Annotated in this window: 10 protein-coding genes and 2 pseudogenes; all 12 read left to right on the top strand. The window is 63.2% G+C overall.

All coding sequences use genetic code 11. The annotated features are described in order from the left end of the window. On the top strand, positions 1–199 hold a 199-nt coding region (locus tag AC0L2A_RS18175), incomplete at its 5' end, for a hypothetical protein (protein WP_473609919.1). Between the two features lie 10 nt (positions 200–209). Then, positions 210–1,229: a beta-N-acetylhexosaminidase gene (gene nagZ, locus AC0L2A_RS18170; protein WP_473512668.1), complete on the top strand. Its 1,020-nt coding sequence runs from the start codon at positions 210–212 to the stop codon at positions 1,227–1,229. Positions 1,230–1,355: 126 nt separating this feature from the next. Next, positions 1,356–2,156, top strand: a complete 801-nt coding sequence (locus tag AC0L2A_RS18165; RefSeq protein ID WP_023802574.1) for a segregation and condensation protein A — start codon at positions 1,356–1,358, stop codon at positions 2,154–2,156. Beyond that, entirely contained in the window at positions 2,153–2,932 is a 780-nt protein-coding gene (gene scpB, locus AC0L2A_RS18160) for an SMC-Scp complex subunit ScpB (protein WP_091596919.1), read from the top strand. The genes AC0L2A_RS18165 and scpB overlap by 4 nt, the downstream gene beginning before the upstream one ends. Positions 2,933–3,109: 177 nt before the next feature. Then, entirely contained in the window at positions 3,110–3,331 is a 222-nt protein-coding gene (locus tag AC0L2A_RS18155; protein ID WP_023802572.1) for a twin-arginine translocase TatA/TatE family subunit, read from the top strand. A 29-nt stretch (positions 3,332–3,360) separates the two neighbouring features. After that, positions 3,361–4,041: a Sec-independent protein translocase protein TatB gene (gene tatB / locus AC0L2A_RS18150; protein ID WP_128169972.1), complete on the top strand. Its 681-nt coding sequence runs from the start codon at positions 3,361–3,363 to the stop codon at positions 4,039–4,041. A gap of 44 nt (positions 4,042–4,085) precedes the next feature. Beyond that, positions 4,086–4,895, top strand: a complete 810-nt coding sequence (tatC, locus tag AC0L2A_RS18145) for a twin-arginine translocase subunit TatC (RefSeq protein WP_473609956.1) — start codon at positions 4,086–4,088, stop codon at positions 4,893–4,895. Between the two features lie 207 nt (positions 4,896–5,102). Next, positions 5,103–5,786: pseudogene (locus tag AC0L2A_RS18140) on the top strand (serine--tRNA ligase); the annotation flags it as partial. Between the two features lie 126 nt (positions 5,787–5,912). Next, positions 5,913–6,524, top strand: a pseudogene (gene serS, locus AC0L2A_RS18135) (serine--tRNA ligase); the annotation flags it as partial. Continuing rightward, positions 6,524–7,282 (top strand): 5'/3'-nucleotidase SurE, encoded by a 759-nt coding sequence (gene surE, locus AC0L2A_RS18130; RefSeq protein ID WP_473609917.1) that lies wholly within the window; start codon positions 6,524–6,526, stop codon positions 7,280–7,282. The pseudogene serS and the gene surE, both read left to right, overlap by 1 nt. Continuing rightward, entirely contained in the window at positions 7,279–7,944 is a 666-nt protein-coding gene (locus AC0L2A_RS18125) for a protein-L-isoaspartate(D-aspartate) O-methyltransferase (protein ID WP_027156219.1), read from the top strand. The genes surE and AC0L2A_RS18125 overlap by 4 nt, the downstream gene beginning before the upstream one ends. A 199-nt stretch (positions 7,945–8,143) precedes the next feature. Further along, positions 8,144–9,649: a peptidoglycan DD-metalloendopeptidase family protein gene (locus tag AC0L2A_RS18120; protein WP_473609916.1), complete on the top strand. Its 1,506-nt coding sequence runs from the start codon at positions 8,144–8,146 to the stop codon at positions 9,647–9,649. The last annotated feature ends 17 nt before the right edge of the window (positions 9,650–9,666 follow it).

Here is a 9,666-nt window from a genome sequence, read left to right as displayed (position 1 = left end):
CCCCCCCCCCCCGGCCCCCCCCCCCCCCCCGCCCCCCCCCCCACACCCCCCCCCCCCCCCCCCCCCCACCACCACACCCCCCCGCCCCCCCCCCCCCCCCCCCCGGTTTTCTATGGTGGAAGGAGTTCCTTGTGTGGAAGGGATTCCGGCTCGAGCGATGTGGCTCGATGCGATTCCCTTTGTCTGCGTGAAGCTCTAAACTCCCGCCCATGACCGAATCAAAATCTATGATCCTTGGCTGCGCCGGGAAATCGCTCACACGCGACGAAATCAGGTTCTATCGCAGCGAATGCCCGTGGGGATTCATCCTGTTTGCCCGCAACATCGGCGAGGCCGAGCAGATCCGCGATCTGGTCGCCGCGATGCGCGATTGTGTCGAGCGCCCGGACGCCCCGGTGTTCATCGACCAGGAAGGCGGCCGTGTGCAGCGCCTGCGGCCGCCGCTGGCACCGAATTATCCGGCCGGTGGCGCGCTCGGCGCCTTGTGGCGCAACGACCACGATGCCGGCAACCGCGCAGCATGGCTGATGGCGCGGCTGCATGCTTTCGACCTGCTGCGCTACGGCATCACGGCTGATTGCCTGCCGGTGCTCGACGTGCCGATCGAGGGCGCCAGCGACGTCATCGGCGCGCGCGCCTATGGCAAGGAGCCTCGTGCCGTCATCGAACTGGGCCGCGCCGCGGCGGAGGGCCTGATGTCGGGAGGCGTGCTGCCGGTGATGAAGCATATTCCCGGGCATGGACGGGCCTTTGCCGACACGCATTTCGAACTGCCGACCGTCGATGCCTCGATGAGCGACTTGCAGCGGCATGATTTCGCCCCGTTCAGGGAGCTCAATCATTTGCCGATGGCGATGACGGCGCATGTCGTCTACAGCGCGATCGACCCGAAGAACCCGGCCACCACCTCCGGCAAGGTCATCGACGAGATCATCCGCGGCGAAATCGGTTTCGACGGGCTGCTGATGAGCGACGACACCTCGATGAAGGCACTTTCTGGGGATTTCCCGACAAAGGCGGCGGCGATCCTTGCGGCGGGCTGCGATCTGGTCCTTCACTGCAACGGCGTTTTCGAGGAGATGGTCGGCATTGCGTCGCGCACAACGGGGCTTGAAGGCACGTCGCTGCAACGCGCGCAACGGGCGCTGACCTATATCAAGAACCGCGATCGGGCTGATGAAACCGAGATACGCGCCGAATTCGCCACCTATTTCGATGCGGTGGCCTAGACCATGATCCCGAACGGTGGGAGCCGGTTTTTCGGAACAGATCACGGTCAAACACGAAGTTAGAAGCAAAGGAAGCGACAGGACGTGGCGGAAACGTTGGACAGCAAGGCCGGCAAGGCCGCACCGATGGACCGTCTTTGGGCCGAGAACGACGATTCGCGGCTGACCGGCGATCCCGCGCTGGTCGTCGATGTCGACGGTTTCGAGGGCCCGCTCGATCTTCTGCTGCATCTTGCCCGCAACCAGAAGGTCGATCTGTCGCGCATCTCGATCCTGGCGCTGGCCGAGCAATATCTGGCCTTCGTCGAAAAGGTGAGGGCGCTCAGGCTGGAGCTTGCCGCCGACTATCTGGTGATGGCGGCGTGGCTGGCGTTTCTCAAGTCGAAGCTCTTGATCCCCAAGCAACCCGGCGACGACGGTGAAAGCGGCGAGGAACTGGCGGCGGTGCTGCAATTCCGGTTGAAGCGGCTGGAAGCGATGCGCGACGCGGCGGCACGCCTGGTCAATCGCAACCGGCTCGGGCGCGACGTGTTCGCCCGCGGCATGCCGGAAATGGTCATCGTCGAGAAACGCAACGCCTATTCGGCCTCGCTCTACGATCTGCTGACCGCCTATGCGGCGCAACGCCAGAAGCAGGCGATCACCAATGTGACGATCGCCAGGCGCGGTGTGTGGTCGCTTAAGGATGCGCGCGACATCCTGAACAGGCTGATCGGCACGCTTGCCGACTGGACGGCGCTGGACCGTTTCCTGGTCGAATATCTGACCGACCCGGACGAGCGGCGTACCGCGATTGCCAGTTCGTTTGCGGCGACGCTGGAACTGGTGCGCGAAGGCAAAATGGAAATGCGGCAGGACGACGTGTTCGCGCCGCTCTATCTGCGCGGTCGTGCGCAAGGCATCAGGGCAGTTGAGGTGGCATCATGAGCGAGCGCACCAACGCTTCGGTCATTCCGTTCAAGGTCGACGACGAGACCGAAGACGGCGTGCTCGCCGAGGTGCCAGCAGAAAGTCAGGCCCAGAACTTGTCCCAGAATCCCGGCGAGCGGCTGCATATGGCAGAGGCCGTGCGCATGGCCGAGGCGATCGTTTTCGCCAGCGCCGAACCGGTCAGCGAAAAGCAGCTTGCCGGGCGCCTGCCCGACGGCATCAATATTGCCGCGGCGATGGCTGAACTGCAGCAGATTTATGCCCGGCGCGGCGTCAATCTGGTGCGCGTTGGCGATGCCTGGGCGTTCCGCACCGCCGGCGATCTCGCTTTCCTGATGAGCCGCGACACGGTGCAGCAGAAGAAGCTGTCCCGTGCGGCGCTCGAAGTGCTGGCGATCATCGCCTACCACCAGCCGGTGACGCGCGCCGAGATCGAGGATATCAGAGGCGTCGAGACCTCGAAGGGCACGCTGGACACGCTGATGGAGACCGAATGGGTGAAGATGCGCGGCCGGCGCCGCACGCCCGGCCGTCCCGTCACCTACGGCACCACCGACATCTTCCTCGACCATTTCGCGTTGGAGGAGATCCGCGATCTCCCAGGCATGGAGGAATTGAAGGGTGCCGGGCTGCTTTCGGGCCGCATGCCGTCGAATTTTTCCATTCCGATGCCGCCGGCCGACCCGGACGTGCTGACCGATGACGAGGATCCGCTGACCGACATCGACCTTGAGGAACTCGGCCTGTTGACGCCGCGTGTCGAGGAAGATTGACCGCAAGCGACGTGCCGAAAGCGATGGTATTTACGACTGCGCCGATTGGTAGCGGGCTGAGGCGCCGAAACTGCGTGACTTCGGCCACTCATTTATAAACTCTGTCGCGGTTGTGTTTGAATCCCGGCGCGAAAGCGCATAGATCATCGTCAGAGAAAACTTTCGAGAGAGATTGTTATGGGTTCATTTTCGATTTGGCATTGGCTGATCGTGCTGGTGATCGTGCTGCTGGTGTTCGGTCGCGGCAAGATTCCCGAGCTGATGGGTGACATGGCCAAGGGTATCAAGAGCTTCAAGAAGGGCATCGCCGACGACGAGGTTGCCGAGGACAAGCGCACCGTCGAGCACCGTGCCGACGAAACCGTTTCGGCAGCGAAGGAAAAGGCCAGCAAGAGCTGAGCCCAAAACTTTAGTCGGAACGTATCGCCATGTTCGACATCGGCTGGACCGAGATGCTGGTGATCGCGATCGTCATGATCGTGGTCGTCGGGCCCAAGGATTTGCCCAAGATGCTGCGCACTTTTGGCCGCACGACGGCGAAGATGCGCGGCATGGCAGCCGACTTCCAGAAACAGTTCAACGATGCGCTGAAGGAGGCCGAGCTTGACGACGTCAAGAAGTCGGTCGATTCACTCAGAAGTCTCAACCCGGCCGCCGAGATCAGGAAACAGCTCAACCCGTTCGAGCAGGCGGCGGCCGACGTCCGTTCAGGCGTCGACGCGGTGATGAAGCCGAAGCCGGCCGCAGACCCGGTCGCGCCGGCTGCTTCGACGCCGCAGGATACCGAACTGAACAATGGCGCGACGGTGCTGCCGGGCGTCGATGCCCCGGAAGCGGCGCCGGCGGCGCCGACCTTTCCGGCGATGACCGATGGTTCGGTGACACCGCCTGTCGCGACGGCGGCGCCGGCCGCATCGCCAAAGGCCTCGGCGGCGAAGACGGAGGCCGCGCCAGCGAAAGCGATGCCGGCCTCCAAGGCCGCAGCGAAGCCAGCGGCAAAACCTGCTGTGACAAAGACCGCGGCTAAAAAGGCCGAGCCGAAGCCCGCACCGGCAACGGTGAAGAAGCCGGCCGCAGCCGCCAAAAAGACGGCGGGAGCCGCCAAGTGAGCATTTCGGAAAAGGACGAGATCGACAAGTCGGCGGCTCCGCTGATGGAGCATCTGATCGAGTTGCGCCGGCGGCTGATGTGGTCGATCGGCGGGTTCTTCGTCGCCTTCCTGTTCTGCTTCTTCTTCGCCAAGCAGTTGTTCAACCTGCTGGTCATCCCGTTCAAATGGGCGACGCAATGGGCAGGGCTCGACCCGCACAAGGTCGAGCTGATCTACACGGCGCCGCAGGAATTCTTCTTCACCCAGGTCAAGCTGGCGATGTTCGGCGGCATGGTGATCGCCTTTCCGCTGATCGCCACCCAGATCTACAAATTCATCGCGCCCGGTCTCTACAAGAATGAACGCAACGCCTTCCTGCCGTTCCTGATCGCTTCGCCGATCCTGTTCCTGATGGGCGCGTCGCTGGTCTATTTCTTCTTCACGCCGATGGTGATGTGGTTCTTCCTCGCCATGCAGCAGGCCGGCACCGACGACCAGGTGCAGATTTCGCTGCTGCCGAAGGTGTCGGAATATCTCAGCCTGATCATGACGCTGATCTTCTCCTTCGGGCTGGTGTTCCAGCTGCCGGTGGTAACCAGCCTGATGACGCGGGTGGGCATGCTGTCGTCCGAGGCGCTGGTCGAAAAGCGCAAATGGGCGATCGTCATCGCCTTCGTCGTCGCGGCTATTCTGACGCCGCCCGACCCGATAAGCCAGATCGGTCTGGCCGTTCCCACCATCCTTCTCTACGAGGTCTCGATCTGGTCGGCCCGGCTGATCGAGCGCAGCAAGGAACGGGAACGTCTGGCGCGCGAGAAGCAGGAGGCTGCGGAAGCGGCAGCCGAAAAGCCGGCGGACGCGTCGTCGACATAAATGGATCTGGCAGGTAGCCCTATCATCTAAATCTGCGGGACAGCGCCCACTCGGAGGGCGCGAAGGAACTCGGCCTTCACATCTTGCATCAATCGAAGATGCGGTTTACGCCCTCTGACCTAAAACACGATGCAGTTTTTGGTCTTTGTTTTTGGGCATATTGTTGTCCCAGGACCGCTGCGCTGCGACAAGCCCGCCGAGGAAATTATGCTTGACATCAAATGGATTCGCGACAATCCGATGGCCCTTGTCGAGGCGCTTCAGAAGCGCTCGTGGCCAGCTGCGGAGGCGCAGTCCACGGTCGATGATCTGATCGCCAGGGACGAGGCGCGGCGCGAACATCTGACCGAGCTGCAGACCCGGCAGGAGCGCCGCAACGCCGCCTCGAGAGAAATCGGCAACGCCATGCGCTCGGGCGACGCCGCCCTTGCCGAAAGACTGAAAGCCGAGGTTGGCGAGATCAAGGCCTTCATCCAGAACGGCGAGGCGCGCGAACGCGAGCTCGACAAGGCGCTGAACGACGCATTGGCGGTGCTGCCCAACGTGCCGCTCGACGATGTGCCGGTCGGCAAGGACGAGCACGACAATACCGTCAAGCGCATCGTCGGCGAGGTGCCGACGCGCCCGAACTGGGTGAAGGAGCACTTCGAGGTCGGCGAAGCGCTCGGGATGATGGATTTCGAACGGGCGGCGAAACTGTCCGGTTCGCGGTTCACGGTGCTCAAGGGCGGACTGGCACGGATGGAGCGCGCGCTCGGCCAGTTCATGCTGGACCTGCATACGACCGAGCATGGCTACGAGGAGATCCAGCCGCCGCTGATGGTAAAGAACGAAGCAATGTTCGGGACCGGGCAGTTGCCGAAGTTTGAATCGGATCTATTTGCGGCGACTCAGCTATTTTCGCACCAGCTAAAACTTGACCACTTTCGTGATTTGGTTGCCGAAACGAAGTTTGACTCTCCGCTGCATGATCTAGCGAAAAAGTTCGCAGCTGCGCTCGATATGTCTGATCCCTACGATAGGCGTTGGCTCATCCCGACCGCCGAAGTGCCACTGACCAACCTCGTGCGCGAAGAGATCACGCCGCATGAAAAATTGCCGCTGCGCTATACCGCGCTGACGCCGTGCTTCCGTTCGGAAGCGGGCTCGGCCGGGCGCGACACGCGCGGCATGCTGCGCCAGCACCAGTTCTACAAGGTCGAACTGGTGTCGATCACCGACCAGGACACCTCGCTTGCCGAGCACGAGCGGATGACCGAATGCGCCGAGGAAGTGCTGAAGCGGCTGGCCCTGCCGTTCCGCACAGTGACGCTGTGCACCGGCGACATGGGCTTTGGCGCCCGCAAGACCTATGACATCGAGGTCTGGCTGCCGGGCCAGAACGCTTATCGCGAGATTTCGTCCTGCTCGGTTTGTGGCGATTTCCAGGCGCGGCGCATGGATGCCCGCTACAAGGACAAGGACGGCAAGGGCAACCGCTTCGTCCACACGCTGAATGGTTCCGGCACCGCGGTCGGCCGCGCCCTTATTGCTGTCATCGAAAACTACCAGAATGAGGATGGCAGCGTAACCATTCCTGAAGCGCTTCGGCCTTACATGGGCGGTCTGGAAAAGATCGAATCGAAATAATGCGCATTCTCCTGACCAATGATGACGGCATCCATGCCGAGGGCCTTGCATCGCTTGAACGCATCGCCCGCACGCTGTCGGACGATGTCTGGGTGGTGGCGCCGGAGCAGGACCAGTCGGGCTATGCGCATTCGCTGTCGATCTCGGAGCCGCTGCGCCTGAGAAGGATCGGCGAAAAGCACTTTGCCGTGCGCGGCACGCCGACCGACTGCGTCATCATGGGCGTGAAAAAAATCCTGCCCGCAGCACCGGACCTGATCCTGTCCGGGGTCAATTCCGGCGCCAACATCGCCGACGACGTCACCTATTCGGGCACCGTTGCTGGCGCCATGGAAGGCGCGCTGCTCGGCGTGCGCTCGATCGCGCTCAGCCAGGCTTATTCCTATCTCGGCGAGGATCGCGTCGTTCCTTACGAGACCGCCGAGGCGCTGGCGCCGGCGCTGCTCAAAAAACTGGTCGCCATGCCGCTGCCGGATGGCGTGCTGCTCAACGTCAATTTTCCGAATTGCCTTCCCGAAGAGATCGCCGGCACGGTGGTCACCTCGCAAGGCAAGCTCGTCCACAGCCTGTGGGTCGACGAGCGCCGCGACGGCCGCGGGCTTCCCTATTATTGGCTGCGCTTCGGCCGCGAGCCGGTCGAGGGCAAGCAAGGCACTGATCTCCATGCCATGCGCAACCGGCTGGTGTCGGTGACGCCGCTGCAGCTCGATCTCACGGCGCATGAAATTCGCGATCAACTGACCAAGGCGCTCGCATGAACCTGAACCATGGTCCGACGGCCGATGACCGCGAAGGCTTCGCCGCTTTCCTGCTCCGCCTGCGCGGCAAGGGCGTGGTGCCGAAGGCGCTGATCGCCGCCTTCGAGGCGACGCCGCGGCGCGGCTTCCTTTCCGCACAGTTCCATCCGATCGCCTGGTCGGACCGCATGCTACCGATCGAATGCGGCGAGGCGATCGAGGGCGCCGACCTGCAGGCTGCGGTGATCGCAGCACTTGCCATCGAGCCGGGCAACCGGGTGCTCGAGATCGGCACCGGGTCGGGCTACACGGCGGCGGTGATGTCGCGGCTCGCCGCGCGCGTCGTCACAATCGATCGCTACAAGACGCTGGTCGAGCAGGCCAAACAGCGCTTCGAGGCGCTCGGCATCGGCAATGTCATCGTGCGCCAGGCGGACGGCTCCAACGGACTGGCCAATGAAGCGCCGTTCGACCGTATCGTCGCGTGGGCGGCCTTCGACAGCCTGCCGCGCTTCCTGCTCGATCAATTGTCGAGCGGCGGCATCGTCATCGCCCCGATCGGACCCGAGGAGGGCGAGCAGGTGCTGGCCAAGCTGACCAAGGTCGGCAGCCGCTTCGAACGCGAGGACATCGGTCTCGTACGCCTGCAGCCGATCCTGCGCAGCGTGGCCGCCGTCATCTAGGACCTGTCGATATTCAGGTGATGCCCGCAACTCACCTGTCTGGTCCGTCTCCGGCTTGCCTCAGCTCAATCAGGCCCGTCCAATGCAGCTTTAAATATTTTAAGAAAATTTGCGTCTGATTCTAGAGGTTTAACCGGCCGGTAACATTAACGCGCTTTAATCACGGTCAGTCTGTACCGGGTATCTGCGGGTAAATGCGATGCAATTCAGTATTTTGAAGGCAAACGGACGCAACCTGGCGCGGGGTATCGCCGTCCTGATGGTTGTGGGCACGACGGCGGGATGCAGTTCCCAGGTCTCGCGGTTCAACAGCGTCGACGATGTCTTCACGTCGTCGACAAACAACCAGCGCGCCATCATCGACAAGCAGGACGCCGCCCAGCCCTATCCCGGCGATGCCGCCGCGGTTTCGGCCGCGCCGCTCGACGGCAGCCACACCCAGTCGGTAAGCCGTTCAAGCCTCGAACCGGTCACAACGCAGCAATTGCCGCCGGTCGACCAGGCGCAGCCGGCTACCGCGTCGGCGCCCGCCGCCAGTCCGGCTCGCACCGCTTCGGCGCCAGCCGCTCCCCGGGTCGACCGGACTGCGACCGGAATCGTGGCAAAGCCGTTCAAAGAGTCACAGCCCGACGCTCCGCGCATGGCGACGGCGGGCGGCGAACCGCGTGCAGCCGAGATCATCGTCAAGGACGGCGAGACCATTTCCGGCCTGTCGCGGCGCTACGGCGTGCCCGCCGACGCCCTGATGAAGGTCAATGGGCTAAGCGCGACCAACGGGCTGAAGACCGGCCAAAAGATCGTCATCCCGGCCTATGCCTATTCGAGCAAGAAACCGGCGCCTAAGCTTGCCGGCGCCAAGCCTGCGAACGACACCAAACACGATGTGCCGGCCAAGGCGCCGGAGATGGTCGCCGTGCTGCCGCAACAGCCCAAGCTCAAGGAGGGCAAGTCCACCGCGCAGGTGGATGCATCGGCCGCAGCAAGCCAGCCGAAGGACGCCGCACCCAAGGCGGCTGGTGCCGGTGGCGCCTACACCGTGCAACAGGGTGATACGCTGTCGGCCATCGCCAGGAAGACCGGCGTCGGCGTGGTTGCGTTGAAGCAGGCGAACGGCATGCAGGACGGTCTGCTCAAGATCGGCCAGACATTGAAGGTGCCGGCCGGCGGAACCGCGACAGTTGCCAACGCCAAGCCGGCAAAGGTCGATCCGGTAACGACTGCCACCACCCCGCCTGCGGCGAAGACGACGCCGTCGGAAACGCTCGCCGCCTACACGCCGCCGAAGAAGGAAAAGGTCATCCAGCAGGCCGAGGACGACGACGCGGTCGCGCCGAACGCCACCGGTATCGGCAAGATGCGCTGGCCGGTGCGCGGCCGCGTGATCTCCAGTTTCGGCGGCGGCAAGGATGGTGTCGACATCGCCGTGCCGGAAGGAACGCCAGTCAAGGCGGCCGAGAATGGCGTCGTCATCTATGCCGGCGATGGCCTCAAGGAATTCGGCAATACGGTGCTGGTGCGCCACGAGAACGGTTTGGTCACAGTCTATGGTCACGCCCGTTCGATAGAGGTCCAGCGCGGCCAGAAGGTCAAGCGCGGCCAGGAAATCGCGCAGTCCGGCATGAGCGGCACCACCGACTCGCCGAAACTGCATTTCGAAGTGCGCAAGAATTCGGCGCCGGTCGATCCTTCGACCTATCTTGAATAAAGAAAGTCGATCCTTCG

Source organism: Mesorhizobium sp. WSM4844 (assembly GCF_055811775.1).
This window is presented reverse-complemented; position numbering and strand designations above follow the sequence as displayed.

Coding starts and splice junctions, on each gene's coding strand:
- tatC (WP_473609956.1), top strand. CDS start 4,086: ATGGAGCATCTGATCGAGTTGCGCCGGCGGCTGATGTGGTCGATCGGC.
- scpB (WP_091596919.1), top strand. CDS start 2,153: ATGAGCGAGCGCACCAACGCTTCGGTCATTCCGTTCAAGGTCGACGAC.
- nagZ (WP_473512668.1), top strand. CDS start 210: ATGACCGAATCAAAATCTATGATCCTTGGCTGCGCCGGGAAATCGCTC.
- AC0L2A_RS18155 (WP_023802572.1), top strand. CDS start 3,110: ATGGGTTCATTTTCGATTTGGCATTGGCTGATCGTGCTGGTGATCGTG.
- AC0L2A_RS18165 (WP_023802574.1), top strand. CDS start 1,356: ATGGACCGTCTTTGGGCCGAGAACGACGATTCGCGGCTGACCGGCGAT.
- AC0L2A_RS18120 (WP_473609916.1), top strand. CDS start 8,144: ATGCAATTCAGTATTTTGAAGGCAAACGGACGCAACCTGGCGCGGGGT.
- surE (WP_473609917.1), top strand. CDS start 6,524: ATGCGCATTCTCCTGACCAATGATGACGGCATCCATGCCGAGGGCCTT.
- AC0L2A_RS18125 (WP_027156219.1), top strand. CDS start 7,279: ATGAACCTGAACCATGGTCCGACGGCCGATGACCGCGAAGGCTTCGCC.
- tatB (WP_128169972.1), top strand. CDS start 3,361: ATGTTCGACATCGGCTGGACCGAGATGCTGGTGATCGCGATCGTCATG.